At 68.8% G+C, this 22,751-nt stretch carries 12 protein-coding genes and 5 pseudogenes; 10 read left to right on the top strand and 7 right to left on the bottom strand.

Annotation, left to right across the window (positions count from 1 at the left end):
- Positions 1–528: 528 nt before the first annotated feature.
- Complete coding sequence (locus ACIRR8_RS32905) at positions 529–1,062, top strand: hypothetical protein (protein WP_404071735.1); 534 nt, start codon at positions 529–531, stop codon at positions 1,060–1,062.
- 45 nt (positions 1,063–1,107) lie between these two features.
- Positions 1,108–3,980: pseudogene (locus tag ACIRR8_RS32900) on the top strand (Helicase associated domain protein).
- Position 3,981: 1 nt separating this feature from the next.
- Here ACIRR8_RS32900 and ACIRR8_RS32895 read toward each other — a convergent pair.
- The gene (locus tag ACIRR8_RS32895; protein WP_404071734.1) at positions 3,982–4,149 is read right to left on the bottom strand and encodes a hypothetical protein; all 168 of its coding nucleotides are present in this window, start codon (positions 4,147–4,149) and stop codon (positions 3,982–3,984) included.
- 464 nt (positions 4,150–4,613) lie between these two features.
- Between ACIRR8_RS32895 and ACIRR8_RS32890 the strand changes: the two genes are divergently transcribed.
- Entirely contained in the window at positions 4,614–5,924 is a 1,311-nt protein-coding gene (locus ACIRR8_RS32890; RefSeq protein WP_404071732.1) for a pentapeptide repeat-containing protein, read from the top strand.
- Between the two features lie 53 nt (positions 5,925–5,977).
- The gene (locus ACIRR8_RS32885; protein WP_404071730.1) at positions 5,978–6,205 is read left to right on the top strand and encodes a hypothetical protein; all 228 of its coding nucleotides are present in this window, start codon (positions 5,978–5,980) and stop codon (positions 6,203–6,205) included.
- 50 nt (positions 6,206–6,255) lie between these two features.
- Here ACIRR8_RS32885 and ACIRR8_RS32880 read toward each other — a convergent pair.
- A pseudogene (locus ACIRR8_RS32880) lies at positions 6,256–6,413 on the bottom strand (IS5/IS1182 family transposase); the annotation flags it as partial.
- Between the two features lie 167 nt (positions 6,414–6,580).
- Here ACIRR8_RS32880 and ACIRR8_RS32875 point away from each other — a divergent pair.
- The gene (locus ACIRR8_RS32875) at positions 6,581–7,774 is read left to right on the top strand and encodes a pentapeptide repeat-containing protein (protein WP_404071728.1); all 1,194 of its coding nucleotides are present in this window, start codon (positions 6,581–6,583) and stop codon (positions 7,772–7,774) included.
- Positions 7,775–8,809: 1,035 nt separating this feature from the next.
- Here the strand turns inward: ACIRR8_RS32875 and ACIRR8_RS32870 are convergent.
- The 3 genes from ACIRR8_RS32870 to tap all read right to left on the bottom strand — a co-directional run bounded on the left by ACIRR8_RS32870 (position 8,810) and on the right by tap (position 13,298).
- Complete coding sequence (locus ACIRR8_RS32870) at positions 8,810–9,979, bottom strand: hypothetical protein (RefSeq protein ID WP_404071726.1); 1,170 nt, start codon at positions 9,977–9,979, stop codon at positions 8,810–8,812.
- 496 nt (positions 9,980–10,475) lie between these two features.
- A complete protein-coding gene (gene tpg, locus ACIRR8_RS32865) occupies positions 10,476–11,033 on the bottom strand; it encodes a telomere-protecting terminal protein Tpg (protein ID WP_404071724.1) in 558 nt (185 codons plus the stop codon).
- 9 nt (positions 11,034–11,042) lie between these two features.
- A complete protein-coding gene (gene tap / locus ACIRR8_RS32860; RefSeq protein WP_404071723.1) occupies positions 11,043–13,298 on the bottom strand; it encodes a telomere-associated protein Tap in 2,256 nt (751 codons plus the stop codon).
- A gap of 257 nt (positions 13,299–13,555) precedes the next feature.
- On the opposite strand from tap, the gene ACIRR8_RS32855 reads away from it, so the two are divergent.
- The 3 genes from ACIRR8_RS32855 to ACIRR8_RS32845 all read left to right on the top strand — a co-directional run bounded on the left by ACIRR8_RS32855 (position 13,556) and on the right by ACIRR8_RS32845 (position 14,627).
- The gene (locus ACIRR8_RS32855) at positions 13,556–13,699 is read left to right on the top strand and encodes a hypothetical protein (protein ID WP_404071721.1); all 144 of its coding nucleotides are present in this window, start codon (positions 13,556–13,558) and stop codon (positions 13,697–13,699) included.
- Positions 13,696–14,073, top strand: a complete 378-nt coding sequence (locus ACIRR8_RS32850; RefSeq protein ID WP_404071719.1) for a hypothetical protein — start codon at positions 13,696–13,698, stop codon at positions 14,071–14,073. The genes ACIRR8_RS32855 and ACIRR8_RS32850 overlap by 4 nt, the downstream gene beginning before the upstream one ends.
- A gap of 401 nt (positions 14,074–14,474) precedes the next feature.
- Entirely contained in the window at positions 14,475–14,627 is a 153-nt protein-coding gene (locus ACIRR8_RS32845; protein ID WP_404071718.1) for a hypothetical protein, read from the top strand.
- 330 nt (positions 14,628–14,957) lie between these two features.
- On the opposite strand, the pseudogene ACIRR8_RS32840 reads toward ACIRR8_RS32845, so the two are convergent.
- Positions 14,958–15,122, bottom strand: a pseudogene (locus tag ACIRR8_RS32840) (transposase); the annotation flags it as partial.
- Positions 15,123–15,529: 407 nt separating this feature from the next.
- Here ACIRR8_RS32840 and ACIRR8_RS32835 point away from each other — a divergent pair.
- Positions 15,530–21,769: pseudogene (locus ACIRR8_RS32835) on the top strand (DNRLRE domain-containing protein).
- 107 nt (positions 21,770–21,876) lie between these two features.
- Positions 21,877–22,158, top strand: coding sequence for a hypothetical protein (locus ACIRR8_RS32830; protein ID WP_404071716.1), 282 nt, complete (start codon positions 21,877–21,879; stop codon positions 22,156–22,158).
- 90 nt (positions 22,159–22,248) lie between these two features.
- On the opposite strand, the pseudogene ACIRR8_RS32825 reads toward ACIRR8_RS32830, so the two are convergent.
- Positions 22,249–22,443: pseudogene (locus tag ACIRR8_RS32825) on the bottom strand (transposase family protein); the annotation flags it as partial.
- Positions 22,444–22,751 lie beyond the last annotated feature (308 nt).

The raw sequence follows: 22,751 nt of genomic DNA, 5'->3' as shown, positions 1-22,751 counted from the left end.
CCCGCGGAGCGGGTACCACAGCGCTGCGCGCTGTGCAAGCGGGGCGGTCGCTGCGCTCCCTTGGCCCCCGCGATGCGGGGGCGCCTCCCTCCGCTGCGCTCCTGGAGGCAGTGGGGCCGGCCGCTGCGCGCCCGGCTGGCCCGCGCGGTGCGCGGCCCCGGCTGCGGGTGTGGTGGTGCGGCTAGTGGGGCCTCCAGTGCGGGAGTTGGGAGGAGCGCGGGGCGCTCCTGGCGGGTCCGCTGCGCTCCCCCGTCGGGCGGTCCTTCCGGCTGCGCCTCCAGAACCTTCAGGGCCCGCGATGCGGGCCGGGCTGGCTACAGGGGTGGGGGTCGCTCGTTCGGGTTGGGGTTTCAGTATAGCGGGTGCATCCGGAGATGCACATGTAGCATTGGCGGAAGTTCAGGACACCCTCCAACCTGTGTGGTGGAGGCGGTGAGGGAACGAGGAAGCTTTGAATGCTCTGGGGTTTGAAAGGCGCTTTGAGGCGCGGAGGGAAATCCATCGTGAGGTTACAGAGGGAGCGCGGCGATGATCTGGAGTTCCGAGGACCTGGCGCGTGATCTCGTACGCCGCAGCAGCGCGGGGGGCCTGACTCTCGCGCAGGTGACTGAAGCCGTCTCCGAGGCAGCCGTCCGGGAGCGGGAGACCTTGGAGGAGCTGCGGTCGCCGTCGAGCCGGGTGCAGGAGCCGTTCGGCTGGGACCCGGAGGAACTCGCGGAACGGTGGGCCGCCCGGCACGCCGAGTGGCGCCGGATCCTGGCCCTGATGCAGGCATCCGGGTGGGGCACCTACGAGCCCGAGCGGGACGCCGAAGGCACCCTCTGGGCACAGGAACGGGAGGACAGGCGGGCCCAGTTCCTTGCCCGCCACGCTGCGCACCGGGAGCAGGTCTCAGATGGGCTGCGGGCCGACGTCTGGCTGTCCGCGCGGGCAGGACGCCTCATCCGGGCGCTCGCCGCCCGGACCGGCCTGACCCCGGACCAGGTCGTGGCCCAGATCGCCGAGAGCGCCGTCCTGAGCGACGACGGCACCGTCTCCGTACCCCCGTTCACCCCGCGCTGACTACACGGAAAACACGCCGGAACCGAAGAGAGAACAGGTGTAGGAATGCTCGGGGTAAAGCTCAAGAAACACCAGCTGAACCAGAAATCGGCAGTGCGGAAATGGGTGGGATTCCCTGCAAGATCACCTGTGCCCCCGCAGGGTGCTCGGGGCACGATCGTGTCAGCGACCGGCTCCGGAAAGACGATCATGGCCGCCGCGAGCGCTCTGGAGTGCTTCCCGGACGGCCGGATCCTCGTGATGGTGCCGACCCTGGACCTGCTCGCGCAGACCGCCCAGGCGTGGCGGGCGGTGGGGCACCGGGCGCCGATGGTCGCGGTGTGCTCGCTGGAGAACGACGCGGTGCTCAACTCGCTGGGTGTACGGACCACCACGAACCCGATCCAGCTGGCCCTGTGGGCCGGGTCCGGGCCCGTGGTCGTGCTCGCCACGTACGCCTCCCTGGTGGACCGCGAGGACGTCAACGCACCTGAGGAGCAGCGGAAGGTCCGGGGGCCGCTGGAGGCGGCTCTGGCGGGCGGAGAGCGCCTGTACGGGCAGCGGATGGCCCCGTTCGACCTGACCATCGTGGACGAAGCGCACTCAACCACTGGGGAGCTCGGGCGTCCGCGGGCGGCGATCCACGACAACCGGCGCATCCCCTCCGACTTCCGGCTCTACCTCACCGCGACCCCGCGCATCCTCGCGGCCGCCCGCCCCCAGAAGGGTGCCAACGGCCAGGAGGCGGAGATCGCGAGCATGGCCGATGACCCCGACGGCCTCTTCGGCGCCTGGCTCCCCGGCGCCGAACTAGGGCTCTCAGAGGCCATCGAACGGGAAATCCTCGCCGGATTCGAGATCGACGTACTCGAAATCCGCGACCCCGCCCCCGTAGTCGGCGAGACCGAAGAGGCACGGCGCGGCCGCCGCCTGGCCCTGCTGCAGACCGCACTTCTGGAGCACGCGGCAGCGTACAACCTGCGTACGGTCATGACGTTCCACCAGAAGGTCGAAGAGCCCGCGCGTTCGCGGACAAGCTCCCCGAGACAGCCGCCGACCTGTACCTGAACGACACGTCCGACAAGGACCTGGCCGCCGCCGACAAGCTGCCGAAGTCGTCAATCGACGCGGACTTCTACGAGCTGGAGGCCGGCCGCCACGTACCCCCGAACCGCGTCTGGTCCGCATGGCTGTGCGGCGACCACACCGTCGCCGAGCGGCGCGAAGCGCTGCGCCAGTTCGCCAACGGCATCAACGCCGCCGGACGCCGGGTACACCGCGCGTTCCTCGCCAGCGTTCGCGTCCTCGGAGAAGGCGTCGACATCACCGGCGAGCGCGGAGTCGAGGCCGTGTGCTTCGCGGACACCCGCGGCTCCCAGGTCGAGATCGTCCAGAACATCGGCCGCGCGCTCCGCCTCAACAAGGACGGCAGCACGAAGGTCGCCAGGATCATCGTGCCGGTCTTCCTGGAACCGAACGAGGACCCCACCGACATGGTCGCCAGCGCCAGCTTCAAGCCGCTCGTGGCCGTCCTCCAAGGGCTGCGCAGCCACGATGAGCGCCTGGTCGAGCAACTCGCCTCCCGCGCGCTCACCAGCGGCAAGCGCAAGATTCACCTACAGCGCAACAAGGACGGGCGGATCATCGGGACCAGCGGCCAGAACGGCAGCGAGGACCAGGAGCACGACGACACCAACGCCGCCGCCGAATCGGCGCTGCTGCACTTCTCCAGCCCGCGCGACGCCGCCACGATCGCGGCGTTTCTCCGTACCCGGATCTACCGGCCGGAGTCCCTGGTCTGGCTGGAGGGCTACCAGGCGCTCATCCGGTGGCGCAGGGAGAACGAGATCACCGGCGTCCACGCCGTCCCCTACGACGTCGAGACCGAGGTCGGGGTCACGAAATCGTTCCCGCTTGGCCGATGGGTCCACCAACAGCGGAAATCCCTGCGGGGCGAAGAGCTGGAAGAACGGCGCAAGACCCTCTTGGACGCACCCGAGGCCGGGATGGTCTGGGAGCCCGGCGAGGAAGCCTGGGAGAACAAGCTCGCCGCGCTCCGGTCCTACCGGCAGGCCACCGGGCACCTCGCACCGAGGCAGGACGCCGTGTGGGACGACCCGGCCGGCGGCAGCCCCGTACCGATCGGGCAGCACCTGGCCAACCTCCGGCGCAAGGGCGGGCTCGGCAAAGACCCGGACCGGGCCGAGAAGCGGGCGGCGCAGCTGTCGGCGATCGATGAGGACTGGCTCTGCCCGTGGTCGCTGAACTGGCAACGGCACTACCGCGTGCTCGCCGACCTCGTCGACGCCGACGGGGCCCTCCCGTACATCGCCCCCGGCGTACTCATGGACGGCGACGACATCGAGGCCTGGCGGTGGAAGCAGCAGAACGCGGGCGTCCAGGCCCAGCTGATGCCCCAGCAGCGCGAACGCCTGGCCAAGCTCGGCATCCACATCGCTGAACTGCCCTCTCCGGCCACGGCAGCAGCCCGTACGACGAAGGCGTCGACCAAGGGCGACAAGGGCCCGAGCAGGGCGCAGGAGGCGTTCCAGCGGGGTCTGGCGGCCCTGGAGCGGTGGGTGGAGGAGGGACAACGCCCCGTCCCGCGCGGGGCGGTGGTGGACATCGTGGTCGACGGCGACACGGCGCCGGTGAAACTCGGGGTATGGCTGTCGAACACCAAGAGCCGGCGGGACAAACTCACCGCGGAGCAGCGCGCCGCCCTCGCCGGGCTGGGCATGGAGTGGGCGGGCCCGGCTCCGGCGCCCGAAGCCTCACCGGAGCCGCCCGCCCCGCAGCCGGCGCCGCCGGTGGCCCCGGTGAGGCGGGCGGTGCGGGAGCACCACGAAGAGTGCGACGAAGAGCTGTACGAGGGCGGGAACTGCACCTGCTGGTCCATCAAGCGGTTCGGGCCGCCCTCCGAGCGGGAGGACTACTGAACTATCGCGGCGACCGGGCCCCGCTCGGAGGGCGGCCCGTACCGGCCAGCGCCTCGACCACCAGCTCGGTGGCGAGAGCGGTGTAGGTCTCGACCTCCTCGGCGCGGTGCTCCCCCGTCGCGGGGAGGACAGGCGGGGCTGGCCTTCTGCGGCCGGGGCGATCGGGCACGGCCCACGGTGCGCTCCCACCTCAACTGCCCTGTCATGCCGGTCAGTCCGCGACTACCGTTGCTGCACCGTACGCGCGGGACTGCCGGCCGGAGCCGCGTACACGAGCCGCATCGGGTCCTGGCCGCATACCTGACACCCTGGAGCCGCCACACCATGAGCACACCTCAACCACCAGCCTGGCCGCACTGCGCACACGGCGCCGACCCTGCTGTCGATCCGGTCGGCTGTCGCGGTATCCGCATCCCCGACCACACCAGATGCCTCGCCCATCTGTCCGACACCGACCGTGCCGCCTACTTCGCCGATCATGAATGGTCGTCACATATGGACCTGCGAGGCACCACCTTCACCGAGACACTCCTCGACGAGATGCGGGAAGCTGACAGTTGGACGGTCCCCAACAATCTCTATAACGCTGATTTCAGGTTCGCAGTCTTCGAACGCGGCGCCCACTTCGCGCCCATGAACTTGAGTGGGGAAACGCACTTCGAGTCCGCGGTCTTCGAGGACGCCTCCTTCGAATCCATGATCTTCGGGGGCAACGCGCACTTTGAGTCCGCGACCTTCCAGGGCGACGCGCACTTCGAATCCGCGACCTTCCAGGGTGACGCGCACTTCGAATCCGCGACTTTCCAGGGCGATGCGCACTTCGAATCCGCGACCTTCGAAAAGGCGGACCGCTTCGGTCCTGTGGTGTGTGCTGGGCGGATGGTCCTGTCCGGTGCGACGTTCGGTGGGCCGGTGACGCTGTGGCTCGCCGCGCGGCGTCTGGAGTGCCGGCGGACCCGCTGGGCGGCAACGGCCGAGATACGCCTGCGCTACACCACGGTCGACTTCGCCCACGCTGTGTTCGAGTACCCCCTCACCATCGCCGCCGAGCCCGCCCCCTTCGTGCTCGACGACGGCTCAGAACTGACAGAGACTGCCTTCACGGGCGCGTCCGACCCGGCGGTGAGAGTGGCGTCACTGCGCGGAGTGGACGCCGCCCACCTGGTCCTGGCCGACATCGACCTGTCGACCTGCCTGTTCACCGGCACCGTCCACCTCGACCAGATCCGCCTGGACGGCGACTGCGCCTTCGACACCACTCCCTCCCCCGCCCGCTGGTGGCACTGGCCACCCGTACGGTTCACCAAGCGCCGCGTCTTGGCCGAGGAACACCATTGGCGCGCCGGCCAGCCAGGCGCAGTGCGGGGCTGGAACACAGCGGTCCTGGGCGCCGGGCGGGTGGGGCCATTACATCTGGCTCCGGCGTACCGGGCGCTGCGCAAGGCCTTCGAGGACGGCAAGCACGAGCCGGGAGCGGCGGACTTCTACTACGGGGAGATGGAGATGCGCCGCCACGCCGACGACATCCCCCGCGGTGAACGATGGCTGCTGACCGCCTACTGGGCGCTGTCCGGCTACGGCCTGCGCGCCTCCCGGGCCCTGGCCTGGCTCGGTGCCGCCATGCTCCTCACCATCGGCCTGCTCATGGCCTTCGGCATCGCCGAGAACACCCCCAGCCAGACAGCGACCGGCACCGTCCCGCCCGGCGGTGGCAACGTCACCTTCGAAATCGACAAGGACGACCCCCAGAACCCCAGCGGCAACAGGTTCACCGGCGAGCGCTTCGAAAAGGCCCTGAACGCCACCCTCAACTCCGTCGTCTTCCGCTCCTCCGGCCAGGACCTCACCACCACCGGCACCTACATCGAGATGACCTCACGCCTGACCGAACCCGTCCTCCTGGGCCTCGCCGTCCTCGCCATCCGCAACCGCGTCAAACGCTGACCCGGCAGGGGCACACCCACCCGTCAGCAGGGCCGTACGACGGTCAGCGTGCCGTGGCACTCCGTACCGGCCAGCACCTCGACCACCAGCTCGGTGGCGAGCGCGGTGTAGGTCTCGCCGGTCTCGGCGCGGTGCTCGCCCGTGGCGGGGACATCGGCCAGGAGCGCGCCGAGCCGGGCGGCCAGGGCCGGATCCAGCGGTGCGGACAGGCGGGGCCGGCTCTCTGCGTCCGGGATGAGCGCGAGGCGGCGCGGGCGGTCGACCGGGCCACAGCGACCTGAGAGGGTCTTTCATCGTTCTTTTCATCCCATATTGCGCAGTTGCGGGTGGTTCACGCGCTGCGCCACGCTGGGGTGGATTCGGCGGCGAGTCTGCAGGGCATGAGGTTGATCATCGCGAGGTGGATCATGGCTCGGGCCGGTGTGGGTGTGCTTCGCAGTCCCGGGCCAAGCAGCCGTGGTGCATGAGCCGGCCCAGTGTGGGCTCGACCTCGAAGTCGTCCGCCGCATCCCCGGCACCAAAGGCTGTGGCAACCAGTAGCGGGTCGAACGTCCAGTTGACCCACCTGCAACCGCAGACGTCCCCGCCCTGTCCTCATCGTCATGACAACCAGTCGAAGGTCGCGGTCCTTCCCGAACGAACAGAAGCTACGGCTGATGAAGCCCAGGTGGGCATTCGGCCTCACGTTCGTCGGCGCGGTTCTAGTCGCAGGCGGCATCTTCTACGGCCTGGTGCTCCTGCTCGACTTCAAGGAGATCGATTCCACCGCGAAGCTCGACGCGAAAACACTCTTCGACCTGGTGAAACTCTCCTTCGGCGTCGTGGCCGGGGCCGGCGCACTCGTCGCCCTCGTGGTCGCCTACCGCCGCCAGCGCGTCGACGAGGCCGGAGCCCACCGCGAAGCCACCCGACTGCACACCGAACGTTTCTCCCAGGCCGTCGACAAACTCGGCTCCGACTCACCCGCCGTCCGGCTCGGAGGGGTCCACGCCCTGGCCGGCCTCGCCGACGACGCCCCCGACGACAACCAGCGTCAGACGTGCGTCGACGTCCTGTGCGCTTACCTCCAGCTCCCCCACACACCCGACCCGGGGAACGACCCCGCCGACCAAGAGGAGCACCACCGCTACCTGGCCTTCCGCAAGGTGCGCCATACGATCCTGCGTCTCATCAGCAGCCACTACCGGCACCCGCAAGGAACTCACCGCTCCTGGCAGGGCTGCGACCTCGATTTGGTCGGCGTCATCATCGACGCCGACATGGACTTCAGCGGCGCGTCGTTCTCCGGCGGCGTGGTGGACTTCAGCGGCGCGTCGTTCTCCGGCGGCGTGGTGGACTTCAGCGGCGCGTCGTTCTCCGGCGGCGCGGTGGACTTCAGCCGCGCAACGTTCTCCAGCGGCGTGGTGGACTTCAGCGGCGCGTCGTTCTCCGGCGGCGCGGTGGACTTCAGCCGCGCGACGTTCTCCAGCGGCCTGATGGATTTCAGCTACGTTGCGTTCTCCGGCGGCGCGGTGATGTTCAGCGACGCGGCGTTCTGCGGCGGCGGGGTGCACTTCGGCGACGCGGTGTTCTCCGGCAGCGGGGTGAGCTTCGGCGGCGCGACGTTCTCCGACGGCGCGGTGAGCTTCGGCGGCGCGACGTTCTCCGACGGCGCGGTGAGCTTCGGCGGCGCGACGTTCTCCGACGGCGCGGTGGACTTCGGCGGCGCGACGTTCTCCGGCGGCGCGTTGTACTTCAGCGGCGCGATGGGTCCAGCTCCGGCAGGGCTTCTTGATCTCGTCTCCGTTCCTCCTTCCGGATCGGCCGGATCGGTAGCCCTTCCAGCACATTGGACCTCGCCACGTCCATAGCCAAGAGAGACGGGATCGATCGTCTGTGCCCCAGCCCATTCGGGAACAGCGGGATCGTCAGCGTTCCGCCGACTTGTTGAGACCTCGACCGTGAGCCCGTCGTCCCGCCCCCCTGGCCCACCGCCCGGGGGCGCGGGCCGTTCCGCAATCGATCCTCCGGCAGCACCACGGGGTGGACGGGACGCGGGGGCCTGGTGCCGGGGCAGGACCGCCACCGGCACCAGGGGTCCGAGCCGTACTCCAGAGACCCGGACCTGTCCCGCACGCTCCATGTCGGCACGGTCTGCCCGCACCCTATCCCCGCGTACGGGCGGCCCGGTTGAGCGCGGAGGCCCGCGCGCTCCCAGCGTCAGAGACGGGTGACACGAGGCCCGCTGCGCGTCACCCAACTCCTCACCATCAATGGCACACTTCGAGCCCGCCCCGCCATCAGCCCGCCGGGCAGTCCGTACCGATCCCCCCGGCCTCTCCCCGCCCCGTGTACAGCCGCACGGCACGGAGGAGCTGGCAGTCATGAAGCCCTCCCCCACCCCGCCGGCCACCGCGGACCGCCCCCGCCGGTCCGCAGTACGGCGGGAGCAGCCGCGCACCGCACCGGCACCGGTACGGGCCCCGGACGCCCAGCCGCGCACACGGCCTCAGGCCCCCGCCGCACCGCAGCGCAGCACGAAGCGCTGGACACCCCGCGTGCCGACCGGCGGCGGGATGCGGTCCGTCTGCCGCTCCCTCCCTGTTGGATCGACGTGTTGAAGCTGATCGAGCAGGGGTGGATAGGTGCCGGGCTGGCGTACGTACTGGGTGCCGCAGGGCCGTCAGGTGGAGACGTATCGGGTGCCCGCTCCGGCCGGGTGGGAGGACTTGGCGCCGACGCTGAGGCTCTGGTGGGTGCCCTCAACCAGGCCACGGCAGAGAACAGTCACCTGCGCAGGCAGCTCGTCGACCATGCGGTCGTGCGCGTGCTGCCTGCGCAGACGCCGCCCGATAGGTAGCCGCTCAGCTGCCGCAGGTCCGGAAGGCGGCGCACGGCGGACTGTCCTACTCGGACGGCAGACGGAGCATCGGTTCGACGGCCGCGTCCTCCTCGCCCTCAACCGAAGGGAGGAAGCCGTCCGGGACGGTGCGGGCGGCCGTGGTGAGGAGGCGGGCCAAGACCTCGGCCTCGGTGGCCGGGGGAAGGCGGAGGGCGGCGAGGAGGCGGTCGCGGACCTCGGGGTGGTCCGGGTGGTCCTCAAGGTAGTCGGCGTTGAGCGCGGGGGGACGGAAGCCGGCCAGGGCGTCGTGCCAGGAGGGGAGGACGATGGCCAGGGTCAGGGCCTCGGCGAGGGACTCCGCGATGAGGGAAGCCTGGCCCTCGGAGTCGGTGTAGAGGACGGGGCGGACGAGGTCGGAGCCGGCCGGGCCGCAGAGGTAGTAGGTGCCTCCCGCGTTGCAGCCGGCCACAGGCTCCACCGTGAGACCGGCCGGAAGGGCGATCGACTCGATGGGGTCGGTCCGCGTGAGGTCGAACTCGCCGTCACCAGCGAGGTACGCCCCGACCTCGGGGTTGGCGGCGATCCGGCGGAGCAGTGTCTTGTCGGAGAGGGCGGCCGGGTTGAGGTCGCGGGCGGCTTCAAGGGTCAGGGGGTGGCCTGCGAGGACGTGGCGGACGGTGTCGAGGGGGACGGGCCGCCCGTAGTCCTCCTCGAAGTGCGCCTGGACGGCCTCGGGGGAGCGGTCGGTGAGGAGGCGGAAGAGGTGCCCGGAGCCGTCCGGGTCCGGGTTGCCCGAGGGGAACTCGATGTCCGAACCGGTGCGCCAGGCGCTGCCGCCGGTCTCCCACCACAGGCAGGCGGTGACCCGCGGGGCGCCGAGGCCCTCGTCGACGAAGGCCGGGTCGTACAGGAGCGGGCGCAGCGCGGCGGGCACCTCGTCGATGACACCGGGCCAGACCTGTTCGTCGTCCGTGCCGTACGGGCTCATCTCCGACTCGTGGTCGAAGCCGCGGACAAGCACACCGGCCGGGGCGAAGAGGACGGAGAAGTCGTCACCCGAGCCGTTGTCCATCAGGGCCGCCTCCGTCCCAGGCTCCCAGGAGGTGAAGAAGGAGAAGCGGGAGAACCGCGGGTCGCGGCAGATCGCCTGGTCCAGCACGGCGAGCGCGCGCAGGTGCGCGCGGAGCTCGGCGGGGTCCGGGAGGAGTGCGGCGGTCGTGTGCACGGTGTCCATGGGCTCATGTAAGCAGCCGGCACTGACACCCAGAGCGGCGATTCGGTCACACCCGCTCTCTTGCGGTACGCGGATCGTCACGCCCAGCCGTCACGGGTGTGCCGCAGAGGCCTGCTGCACGCGCCCTCCGTTACGGCTGCGCGTGAGGGCTGTGCGGCAGGCTTGGGAGGGGAGCGGCCTGCTACGGACGACGACTAGGCCGGGCCGGGCGATCCGCGCGCGGGAACTGTCCGGGTCCGGCCCGCCTCCGGGGCGGGGCGGTGCCGTAGGTGAGGGAACGAGCTGGCGTGGGGCGGCCGCGGCCTGCGCGCCGGATCCCGCCGGCACGGAGACGGACGCGGGCTCGACTCCGGGCCGTACGGCAGGAGCGGGAGCGGCGCCGGGCCGTACGCAGAGGCGAGAACCTGCACGCACTCAGCCCCCCCACCTCGACCGCTCACCCGCCAACTGAGGCGCTCCGTCACAGTCCAGGCCGGCGTGCTGTTCGGGGACAGCCCTACAGGTCGAACTCGATGTGCTCGATGTCCGTGAAGCGGACTTCGTCCAGTGAGCCGGCACGGCGGCCGCCGTCCTGGAAGTAGACCTGCTTGAGGGCTTCGGCGGCGATCTCCTGGAGGCGGGCGTCGTTGGCGCCCTGCTCCTGGGCTGCGAAGAGGCGGGCGGCGTGCTGCGGTGGGAGGGCGAGGGTGAGGTGGCGGATGCGGTCCTGGTCGGTGGAGCCGATCGGGGCGGTGTAGCCGAGGCGGGCGCGGACGTCGATCATGATGCCGTTGGTGGACGCCGCCTTGGCCTTGGCCTTGGCCCTGATCTGCGGTTGCCACCGGGCCTTCACCTCCCGGTCCAGGCGTCCGGCGAGGTCGGGGCGGGGTTTCTTGATCTGGTTCTTCACGTACCGCTCGACGGTGCGCTGGGAGACCCGGAGCATCTGCGCGACCGGCTTGGTGCTGCCGAGCTGCTTGACCAGGTACCGCATCTGCGCGCCCGCGCTCTTCGGCGCGGGGCGGGTGAAAGCCTTCTGGACCGCCTTGTTGAGTCCGTCCCCGATCAGGCTCATCGTCTTCTTCTACTCTCCGGTGTCGGCGTCGGTGACGGTGCCGTCCTTGATGAACCGGGCGAAGTTCAGCTGTGGGGCGTCGAACTGCTCGCGCACTCCTTCGCCCCAGAGCACGGTCTGGGTGCCTTCGTGCTTGACCAGGCCGGGGTTGATGCCGAGCTTGAACCCGCCGGGGAGCGGTTTGCCGTCCCGGTAGGGCAGGACGTCCAGCGGTGACTCTCCGTTGGCGGCGTAGACGACGCAGTCGGACAGGACCGCGATCGGGTACTGGCCGGTGAACGCGGCGTGCTTGACGATCTTACGGTGCAGGTTGATGCGGGTGCGGGAGATGACCGCCGCGCGGATGTCGGGCCGCCAGGTCGGGCGGTCCAGGGCCCGCCACCGCTCACCGGGGCGCCAGCCTTCCCCGCGCGGGCGCTCGCGGAGCTTGCCGATGCCGCCCTTGATGGTCGCCTTGATCGCCGTGATGACGATGCCCAGCTCCGGGTCGCGGTCCTTGTAGCCGTCCATCGCCGTCAGGAAGTCCTCGGGCGAGAGGTCGGTGGTGACGCCGAGGTCGGCCATGGTGGCGAGGTAGGCGTCGCGCAGCCGGGTGTACCAGCTGTCCAGGTAGCGGCCGTTGTCGTACCGTACGTACGCCTCGGTCGGGGTGACGTCGTAGCCGAGCTCCGCCGCGTACGCCACGGTCGGTGTCGCGTACCAGGCCGGGCCGGTGGGGCGGTCGCCCTTCGGTGTGAACGGGGAGGGCAGCAGGCTGCCGTCCAGGTCCAACCACTCCTTGCCCGCCTTCACATGGGACAGGTCGACGTGGCAGAGGTCGACCAGCCACGAGCCCGGCAGCTTCGGGTCGAATGCGGGTGCCTTGACGTGGGTGGGTTCACCGAGGCCCACGGTCAGCCCGTTGGCTCCGGCGCCGAAGGCCATGTTCACGTCCAGGCCGACCAGGTAGCGCAGGGTGCACTCCGCGTCGGTCATCGGCCGGGCCCAGTCGTAGGCCTCCTCGAACAGCTTCTCGGAGGGGCCGCGGACGTGGAAGCGCGGCAGGTCCAGGGCATTGAGGACCGGGTGCCCGTCGGGGGCCTCGGGCGGTGCGCAGTCCACCGGGTCGCTGCCGAGCGAGCCAGGTGTCTTGGTGTCGGCCTGCCGCAGGGCGCCGGTCTCCTCGTCCCGTACGGCGTGGGTCGGCGGGTGCAACGCGGTCATCAGCTCCAGACCCGTCACCGCGGTGGAGCCGCGCGGCGTCATCACCCGCATCGCGAAGGTGCCCAGGACGCGGGCGAGCTCCGCCGGCGACAGCTGCGCGGCGTCGCCCCAGAACCGGGCGTCCAGCGCGTTCCAGGACGGGATGCACAGCTGGACGCACTGGCGTTCCGAGCCTTTGGCCGGGCGGTAGATCCGCGCCCACGGCCCGAAGCCCCTCTTCGTCAGCTTCCAGTCGGCCCGGGTCAGCTGCTTGATGACCTTGTGGCCCTCCGGGACCCGCCCGGCGTCTCTCTCCTCCGCCGTCAGGTGGGAGGGGAGCCCGTAGCGTCCGCACGCAGCCTCGGTGAGTACGAGCAGCGGATCGGCCGGCCTTCCCGGGCCGGACAGCTTCGGCTGCCCGAGCTTCGCCTCAGCCAAGGTCCACTCCACCAGGGCCGGCAGGGACTTGGCGGGCACGTCCAGGACCAGGCCGCCGACGCCGTACGCCAGCACCTTCCCGTCCTCGACGTCGACGACCGCCAGCGGCCCGTTCGAGAACCGCGGATCCATGCCGCCCGCAGGGGTACCGGCCGGGGCGGCCTTCCGGATGCCGGGGCGGCGCGACGTCGACAGCCTGGTGCTGCTCGCCGGGGTGCGCGGAGTGGCCGCCGGAGCCTCCACGAGATCCGCAGCGGGAACCTGCGGCCTCACCGGCGCGCTCGCCTTCCCCTCTGCGGAGACCAGCTCGGCGGGCTGCCCGGGGGCGAGCGCGGCGGTGAACGTGGCGGGTGCCGGGGCATCCGGCGCGGGCGCGGTCTCATCGGGCAGGGCCGGGGCCGGGACGGCGGGGTAGAGCTCCGCGAGCCTGTCCAGCAGCCGGGCGTACGCGTCACGCTCCGGAGGGCGGGGCTCAGTCTTCCCCGACTCCCACCCCGACACCGTGGCCCGCCGCACCTTCAGCGCGCCGGCGACCTCATCGATCGTCAGGCCGTGCGCAGCACGCAACCGTTTGCGCTCCGCCGGGGGCGGCAGCGTGGCGCGGGATGCCAGCAGGGCATCCACCGCGTCGAACAACTCGGACATGGAACACCTCCTGCCGACACGCTAACCCACAGAACGTACGAGGTGCGAACTATTCGCGTACGAATGCCGCACGAATCGCGTACGGGTCAGCAGTGGGCGGTACTGCCGACCCCCTGTCACCGGTACCGCCGCGGGTGACCATGTGGGCTGCGGTGAGGTCTTCGAGGGCCTGGCGCTGGGCGGCGTCGCCGGTATCGATGCCGCCGTCGACCCAGACGCGCAGGAGGGCCTCGGCCTCGGCGGGCTGGATAGGGCCGTTGCTCCCCAACCCGGAGAACAGCATCGAGACCATTGCCGCCCTGCTCGGCGTCTCCGCCGGCACCCTCTACAACAACATCCCCGACCTCAAGGAACTGCGGACCTCCCGCGTCCCCGCCCAGCTCGAAAGCGGCAACCGATGACGGACCAGGTGCAGGAGGCATGGGCCGACGCCCTGGCCGACGAGATCCAGGCCCGGTTCCCGGGCGTACGCCTTCAGCTCGGGATCGATCCCGGTCCGTACCTCGTGCTGTTCTGGATCCTCCTGACCACGAGCCCACGGGGCCAAGGGCGCGGCACCCAGATCATGAAGTACCTCATCGCGGCCGCCGACGCCCACGGGGTACCGATCACGCTCAGCCCGAGCGACAGGTTCGGCGGAGACCTGGAACGACTGCACACCTTCTACGGGCTCCTCGGCTTCGTCCCCAACACCAAGCGTGGCGAGATCGGCTTCGCCCGCGAGAGCATGGTTCGCCCCCTGCACAGCCCCGCCCCCGCCGACGATGTCCACTGACACAAGTCATGGCAGAGCCACTGTCGTTCTCGTGGCAGACGACAGCCGATCCCGGACCGCTGCTCAAGCGGCCAGGTACAGGGCCCGTGCCCGGTACGGTGCCCGGGACAACGGCGACGGCAGGAGTGGGTAGAACGTGACGGCAGGACCGGTTCGACGGCGCGGAGATGTGCTCGGCTTCGGCCTGGCGGTCATGCTCTTCCTGCCCGGGATCGCCTACCTCGGGATCCGCAACGGGCACGACTTCATCGAGAACGACTTGTTCGCCTTCATGTACTGCGTGGCCTGCGTGAGCTTCGCGTCGGCCCCTCTACTGGGGTGGCGCATGGGTGGCCGCTGGTACGCGGACCCGGGCTTCGGCCGGATCACCTGGTTTCCTTGGCTGTTCACGACCGGAGGGCATGGCCTACAGCGGTCAGCGCACCGACTCCAACCTCTTCGTCCTGGCTCTCGGCTGGGGCGCGTTCATGGGTGCCGGCGTCGTCGCCATGTACTGCCTCGGGAACGCACTGTGGCTGAATAACCAGGAGCGCGCGGCACACGACGCCGACTAGGCCTTGGCCTCAGAGCAGACCGGGCCCCGCGATCCGGAGGCCGATGACTGAACGCCCACCGCAACCGGGCCGTTCCGCATCACGCGGCCCGGCCGGAACGCTGGGACGCTGCCACAGGGCGGCCGGACTTCTCGTCCCGGGGCCGGCGCAGCGCGGCGGCCTCAGTCACCGCAGCCCGGCGGAGGCGCTGGATGCGGGCCTGGGGACGGGCATGCCGCGCTCGGTCATCATCATGCCTATCGCGCTGCCCAGCCCGAGCGGCTCCCGGCCGTCACGCCGTACAACGGTGGTGGTGCGTCGCTTCGGCTTCTGGCGGGCGGCACCGTTCTTCCTCGCCGCCATCGGCTGCACCGACTTGCGCTGCCCGTCCAGCATCAGGCCCCGCAGGTAGCACTCATCCCACCGCCGCTGATCCCTACGCGACATCGACCCGAACACGCCCTCGACGGACCCAACCAAGTCACCACACAGCGCCTCGACTTCACCCACCCTCATAGAACATTCCCCTCTGAAACGGATGCAGGTCACCACCCGACCTAACGAAGCACTGCTGGCTGGCCGGAGAGGCCTCCGTCAGCAGCCGCGCGGACTTGCGCGACAGCCCCCGGGAGGCCCCTGTGGGCCGCATCCGACGGGTGGCCTGCCGAGCATGTTGAAGAGTTTGTCGCGCAGGAGTGCGCAAGATCACGTGTAAGTCGCAGGCAGTTCTCGGAACTTTAGGAGATTTGAAAGTATTAGGAGTTTTGTCACTCTGTATCTTCACAACTGCATCACAAGAGAGACGCATGAACACCTCAAGAGACTGAGAACCAATGACTATTCGCATACCGGCGCCACATTGGCGCGGTTTGCCTGGTGCTGTCGGGAGATCCCGCCTCACGGCGAGCGGTCTTGCCCTGACCATGGCTGTCACATTGCTGAGTGGCGCCGGACTTGCCGCTGCCCAGCCGCAGCAGGCTTCTGCTGCGGAGCAGGAGCAGCGCGCTGTCACGCAGGCGGCTGACGTCGCGTCGGCCCGGGTCGCGGCCCGACTGTCGGGTCACCGGGTGGAAGCCCTGTCCGAACGGACCGAGACCTCCACCACTTGGGTGAACAAGGACGGCTCGCTCACCACGGAGCTGTCCGCCGGGCAGGTCCGCTTCAAGGACCCGTCGGGCATGCAATGGCGGGACGTCGATGTCGAGCTCGCCAGACAGTCCGACGGTTCCGTCGCTGCCAAGGCCCACCCCGAAGGCCTGACGCTCGCTGGCAAGAGCGGTACGCCCGCGCGGTCCCTGCGCGCATCCCAGGCGGCTCCGGCGACCAATCTCGTCACACTTGGCCAGGGCGAGGAAGCGATCACCCTGCAGTGGCGCGGCGGTCTGCCCGCGCCGAAGCTGGACGGCACCCGCGCCACCTACGAGAACGCGGTGCCGGGAGCGGATGTGGTGGTTGAAGCCACCCGCACCGGATTCGAGCAGTTCGTCGAGGTCAAGGCCCAGCCCGAGGCTGGTTTCTCCTACACCCTTCCGCTGCGCACCAAGGGTCTCAAGGCTGAGCAGCAGGCAGACGGCAGTGTCCTGTTCACCGACAAGAAGTCCAAGAAGACGGCACTCATGCCGGCTCCCGTGATGTGGGATGCCACGGTCGACCCTGCCTCCGGTGAGCACACCCACCGTGCCGCGGTGGCGATGGACGTCGTCAAGGTCCAGGGCGGTGTAGATCTCGTCATCACGCCCGACGCTGGCTTCCTCGCCGACCCGCGGACGACGTACCCGCTGACGATCGACCCCTCGACCTCGGCACTGTCGAACCTCTTCGACACCTACGTCCAGCAGGGCGAGACCGTCGACTGGTCCAGCGATGTCGAGCTCGACCTAGGCAACCCCGGTACGAAGAACGCCAACGGCACCTTCCGAACCGCCCGCTCCTTCATCTCCTGAAACACCGCGCCGATCGCCGACGCCCTCGTAATGAACGCCAAGCTGTCGCTGTGGAACTTCCACTCCGGCAACTACAGCACCTCCGGCTGCCCTGTCCAACCGTGGGAGGTCTGGTCCACCGGTGCCGCGACTGCCTCCGCACGCTGGACAGCCCAGCCGACGTGGACAGCCAAGAAGGCCACCTCCACTGAAACGCGCGGCCACTCCTCGTGCACCGCTCAGCCCGACGGCTGGATCAACGCGGACGTCACCACCATGGTCCAGGAGTGGACGTCGGCGAAGGCAGCCAAGTCCCACATGGGTCTGCGCGCCACGGACGAGTCCGTCACCGAGCAGTGGAAGCGTGTCAACTCCGCGAACGCGGCCGCCAACCCGCCGAAGCTGACCGTCACCTACAACTACCGGCCGCGCACCGGGACCAAGCAGGAGGTTGGCCCGCCGTTCTTCTCCTACGGCGGCGCCTACACGGTCAACACCTTGACGCCGACCTTGCGCGACACCTTCGTAGATCCCAACGGCGACAAGATCGAGGGCTCATACCAGATCTTCGACGCCGCCACGGACACCCAGGTCGGTGCCATCCTCCGCTCCGCCTTCGTGCCGGCCGGCCAGCCCGCCCCGGTGACCGTGCCGGCGGGAATGCTCGCGAACGGCAAGACGTACAAGTTCCGCAGCACGTCCTACGACGGTACCCACTACAACCTCGGCTGGTCCCCGTGGAAGACCTTCACGGTCGACACCACCGCCCCGCCCATCCCCAAGACGGTCACCTCGACCGACTACCCCTCCGGGCAGTGGGTCAAGGGGGCCGGTCAGGCAGGCACCTTCACCGTCACCCCGAACGGCACCGACCACAACTGGCTAGAGTGGTCCCTCGACGGCGTGACCTGGACCAAGGTCACCACCGGTGGCTCCACTGCCGCTAAGGCCCTCTCGATCACGCCGCCCTACAACGGCTCGCACGCGCTGCTGGTCCGCGCAGTGGACAAGGCGGACAACAGGTCCAACGTCGTCCAGTACGACTTCCAGGCCGGCCCTGGCGCCCTGATACAGCCCTGGGAGGGCGACCGCACCGCCCGGCACCTCCAGCTCACCGCTGAAGCAGCGACCTCCTACGACAAGGTCTCCTTCTCGTGGCGCCGCTCCGAGGCTGACGCCTGGGAGCCGATCCCAGCCGGCCATGTGACGCTCAACGGCGATGCCATCACCAGCTGGCCCGTTCCGCTCATCGACGGCCGCAACGCCCCGTTGTCCTGGAACGCCGTCAGCACCGTCAACCCCGACGGGGCCATTGAGATCAAGGCCGACTTCAGCGGCCCCGGCAAGCCCTCCGCCAGCAGCGAGCCCGTCTCGCTGGTCGTCGACCGCAATGCCCAGGGAGCTGCCGACGTCCAGGTGGGCCCTGGCACTACGAACCTGCTGACCGGCGACTTCTCCATCGTCGAGGAGGACACCGCCCGCTTCGGTGTCTCCGTCAACCGCACGGCGTCCTCCCGGACCCCCAACGCGGGTACGGCTCAGGAGGGGCAGGTCGCGATTTTCGGCCCCGAGTGGGTGGCGGGTACCGTCGCCCAGCAGACGGAGACTGACTACAGCCACCTCCGCAAGATCTCCGACACCGCAGTGGACCTGGTCCTGCAGGACGACACCACGGTGCACTTCACGGCCGACGCCACCAAGAAGGGCTGGGTGTCCGAACCGGGGTTGGAGGACCTGCACCTGACTGGATCGGTCACCACTTCCTTCGAACTGGCCGACGACGACGGTGGCCTGGCGAAGTTCGACAAGGTCGCGCCCGCCGCGACCACCTGGCAGCTCACCACGGTCTCCCGGATCGGCGAGTCCGACTCGGAAACCAGCCTCGTCTCCGAGTCCAAGGTCGAGGGCGGCAAGACGCTCGCACGGCCCAGCAAGCTGATCGCTGCGTCCTCCGTGCCTGCCGCGACCTGCTCGGCCACCCCTTCCACCAAGGGCTGCCGAGTACTGGAGTACGTCTACGCTACGGCCACCACCGCCACCAGTAGTGCCTTGGGCGACATCGCCGGTCAGGTCAAGGAGGTCCGGCTCTGGTCGACTGCCCCGGGAGCCGCAGCGGCGACCTCGAAGTCGGTCCAAATGTACAAGTACAACAGTGCTGGCCGGCTCACCCAGGTCTGGGACCCCCAGATCAGCCCCGCGCTGAAGACCGAGTACGTCTACGACTCCCAGGGCCGCGTCACCGGCTTCACCGAGCCCGGCGAACTTCCCTGGAATTTCACCTACGGCCACGCAGGCGATGACGCAGCATCCGGCAACGGCATGCTCCTGAACGCCTCACGGTCGGGCCTCAAGCCCGGGACCACCGACATTCCCCAGGGCACGGCCACCACCTCCATTGTCTACAATGTGCCGCTTTCCGGCACCAAAGCCCCGTATGCAATGACGGCGTCCGAGGTCCGCAAGTGGGGGCAGCAGCGAGCACCGCTCTATGCAGCAGCCGTCTTCCCGGCGGATTCCGTTCCCGCTTCGAATACCGGCAGCGACCTGGCCGCGGGCGCATACACCCGCAGCAGCGTGCACTACCTGGACATTTCGGGTCGCGAGACCAACACCGCGATGCCCGGCGGCCACATCACCGCCACCGAGTACGACACCTACGGCAACGTCGTCAGCAACCTGTCGGCCGGCAACCGATCCCTCGCCCTGGGACTGACCGCTGACGACCGTGCGGCGCAGGCGGAACTCGGCATCGCCGGACTGCCCTCCGCGGAGCGGGCCTCCCTGCTGTCCACCCGGACCACCTACAGCGGCGGCCAGCGCAGGACCGAACAGCTCGGTCCGCTCAGCCGAGTGGAACTCTCCCGGGACCTGCTCTCGGGCAGCACCGTCGTCCGGTCAGCCGGCTCGCCCGTCGTCGCCCGTGCCCGCACGGTCAACGAATACGACACCGGCCGCCCCACCAGCGACCCCTTCGCGCCGCAGGACCTGCTGACCCGCACCACCGTCGGCGCCCAGGTGCGCGAGTATCCGGACCTGCTGGCCGATGCCGAGGTCACCGACATGCGCTACGACTGGACCACCGGAAACCCCACTCAGTCCATTCAGGACCCGGCAGGCCTGGCGATCACCACCACCATCGCCTACGACAACCAGGGTCGGGTCGCCCGTCTCAGTAGCCCCGGAGCCGGCGTCTCCGACGCGGGAACGCAGGTCACCACCTACTGGACCGCCGGCGGAACCGGCGCCTGCAAAGGCCGTCCCGAATGGGACGGCACGGTCTGCAGCGTCACCTCGGCCGGTGCGGTCACCGGTGGTGGGACGAATCCCTCCCAGCTGCCCACCACCACCATGGAGTACGACTGGTGGGGCAACCCCTCTAACACCACCGAGACCGTCGGCGGTGTCACCCGCATCACCAAGCAGACGTTCGACGCTGCCGGCCGCCCCCTCACCGTGGCGACCACCGGAGGGATCGGACAGGCGGTTCCCTCGGTGACCATGGAGTACGACCCTGCCAACGGCGAAACCGTGCGTACGGTCTCCACCACGGGTGGAACCATCACCCGGGCGTACGACAAGCTGGGTCGGCAGGTGAGCTATACGGATGCCGATGGTGGCACCACCACCAAGGAGTACGACCTGCTCGGGCGTCCGGCGAAGGCGACGGACTCCGTCCCCTCCACCACCGTCTACAGCTACGACACAGCCATCGAGCCGCGCGGCCTGATGACGAAGTCCACCGACTCCATCGCCGGATCCTTCACGGCCACTTACGACGCCGATGGCATAGTCGCCTCAGAACAGCTGCCTGGCGGCTACACACTGCGGCAGGACAAGGATCCGACGGGAGCGATCGTCAGCCGCGTCTACACGCGTGCCAGCGATGGAACCGTGCTGGCCGGCAGTACTGTCCAGGAGTCCATCCAGGGCCGCGTCACCTCTGCGGCGGGCTGGTCCTATCAGGACTACAGCTACGATGCCGCAGGGCGCCTCACCACCGTGGACGACACGGTGGACACCGTCTGCACCCGGCGTACCTACACCTTGGACAAGCGGTCCAACCGCACTGCAGCCACGACTGCCACCGCAACCCCCGGCAGCGCGTGCACCAGCACTGGCGCCACCACCAAGGCGATTGCCTATGACAGTGCCGATCGTATTGCCGGCGGCAGCCACGTCTACGATGCCTTCGGCCGCACCACCACCCTGCCCGGCACGGTCATCAGCTACTACGTCAACGACCTCGCCTACCAGCAGACCACCGGAAGCAAGCGGCAAACCTGGCTCCTCGACGCGAACCTCCGCTTCCGCTCGTGGAAGACCGAGAGCGAGAGCGGTGGCACCTGGACCCAGACGTCCTCAAAGCTGAACCACTACGCGAGCGACGGGGACAGCCCACGGTGGATCGTCGAGGACACGGCCACAGGTGCAGTCACGCGCAACGTCGCAGCCGCCGGTGGCGGCCTGGGCGCCACCACGACGAAGACCGGTGGCACCGTCCTTCAGTTGACCAACATCCACGGCGACGTGATGCTGCAATTGCCCCTGGACGCCGCCCTCGCCCCCGTCGCTCTCGACAGTGACGAGAACGGCGCGGCACGCAACGGTCAATCGTCCACCCGATACGGCTGGCTGGGCGGAAAGCAGCGTTCCAGCGAGACGCCGTCCGACATCACCCTCATGGGAGTGCGGCTCTACGATTCCGCCACCGGCCGCTTCCTCCAGTCCGACCCGGCCTTCGGAGGCAACTGCAACTCATACGACTACGGCTGCGCCGACCCGGTCAACGGCATCGACCTCGACGGCCGCTGCGGGGAGTGGGGCAACCCCTTCAAGAAGTGCGACAAGTGGCGCATCCTCATGTGGTCCCGGAGTCCCGGAAGCCACTGGAAGACCATCCGCGAGGGCAGCCGCACCAACGTCTCCAAGAAGTACACCAAGTTCGGCCTCGAGCACATCAGGGACAAGCACGTCGGCAAGGGCAAGGGGAGCTCGTGGAGCAGCGAGTCCGCCATGCTCGGTGATGTCAAGAAGGCACTGGAGAAGGGGAGCTGGTTCTTCCAGTGGGGCAGCACGTATGACGGCAAATGGAACATCAAGTACACGTACTCGAAGAAGAAATGCTCCTGCAGTCGCAAAAAAACGAAGTATGAGGTGTGGGTTTTCTATCGCACCTTCGCGGCGCCCGACGGTAAGCCTGTCGGTGTGATGTCCGCATACATCAACCCCAGTCGGCGATGAGTACCAAATAGCTCGCGCTGTGCAAAATCCGTGCCCCTCGAGACTTTTTGTCCCGGGGGGCACGGATGGTAATATCCTGTAGACATGATTCACGGAGAGGAATAAAAATGCAGCCGCAGGAGGCAGAAACGGCCCTCAGTGACCTAATCACGGAAGTGAAAGGGAGATTGGAAGTATCCCACCCAGCCCAAAATGCCTTGAGTTCATCCGTCAGGGTCATCGAGCACGATGAGGCAGAAATGGCCCTGGATGACTTTTCGCACATCGTAAAGTTCTATCGCGTATATATCACGGCGGCGGATTATGACAAACTGTGCGCCGTTGCCCGAAGCCTGGATATGATCGAAATCTTGGAGGAAACGAATATTATCCCCTTCGTTATTCGCTGAGGCGGATTTAGCGGTATGCATATGACTCTTGTGTTGGCGAAATTTCCGATTCGAGAAACAATTTCATGTAGCCCCACGCCTTGAGCCACTTCAACGTTGCCTCTCCAGGGTGAGGATGGCCCTGGCGATTGACGTCATGCGCTCAGGGCTGGTGCGCGATCAGCGGAGAAATTGCCAGGTCTTCAGGCGTACGATGCCGCGTTCGACGGGTGCCCGGCTCGCCACCAGAGCCCGGTTGACGGTTCTCTGGGTGGTGGTGAGTTCGCCGCCCGGGACTTTCTTGACCTGGGCGCCGGCCTGCCCACGGCCGACAACCTCCCGGCTGCGCACGGTCCTCCGGGAAAGGGATGACCAGCACAGCACCACCCGTGCCCCGCAGACGACTGCCTGAGATCGCGGACGTACCTCGATGAGCGGCGAAGTTCGCCCGTCTTGAGGAGCTGACCCCGCTCTCCTGGCTCTGCCTGCCGATCAGCGGATCCGGTCGTACGCGCTACCTGTGTTGTCCGGGGACGTTGGTGACACGCGTGCTGGGTTCTTGAACGGGTGAGGGCCTCCGGGTTCGGTGTGGATTGCGACACCTGCATCGATCC

Origin of the sequence: Streptomyces sp. NPDC101178 (assembly GCF_044767965.1) — a bacterium.
Lineage (GTDB): Bacteria > Actinomycetota > Actinomycetes > Streptomycetales > Streptomycetaceae > Streptomyces.
This window is presented reverse-complemented; position numbering and strand designations above follow the sequence as displayed.

Coding starts and splice junctions, on each gene's coding strand:
- tpg (WP_404071724.1), bottom strand. CDS start 11,033: ATGAGCCTGATCGGGGACGGACTCAACAAGGCGGTCCAGAAGGCTTTC.
- ACIRR8_RS32850 (WP_404071719.1), top strand. CDS start 13,696: ATGACGGACCAGGTGCAGGAGGCATGGGCCGACGCCCTGGCCGACGAG.
- ACIRR8_RS32830 (WP_404071716.1), top strand. CDS start 21,877: ATGCAGCCGCAGGAGGCAGAAACGGCCCTCAGTGACCTAATCACGGAA.
- ACIRR8_RS32845 (WP_404071718.1), top strand. CDS start 14,475: ATGGCCTACAGCGGTCAGCGCACCGACTCCAACCTCTTCGTCCTGGCT.
- ACIRR8_RS32905 (WP_404071735.1), top strand. CDS start 529: ATGATCTGGAGTTCCGAGGACCTGGCGCGTGATCTCGTACGCCGCAGC.
- ACIRR8_RS32890 (WP_404071732.1), top strand. CDS start 4,614: ATGAACTTGAGTGGGGAAACGCACTTCGAGTCCGCGGTCTTCGAGGAC.
- ACIRR8_RS32875 (WP_404071728.1), top strand. CDS start 6,581: ATGAAGCCCAGGTGGGCATTCGGCCTCACGTTCGTCGGCGCGGTTCTA.
- tap (WP_404071723.1), bottom strand. CDS start 13,298: ATGTCCGAGTTGTTCGACGCGGTGGATGCCCTGCTGGCATCCCGCGCC.
- ACIRR8_RS32870 (WP_404071726.1), bottom strand. CDS start 9,979: ATGGACACCGTGCACACGACCGCCGCACTCCTCCCGGACCCCGCCGAG.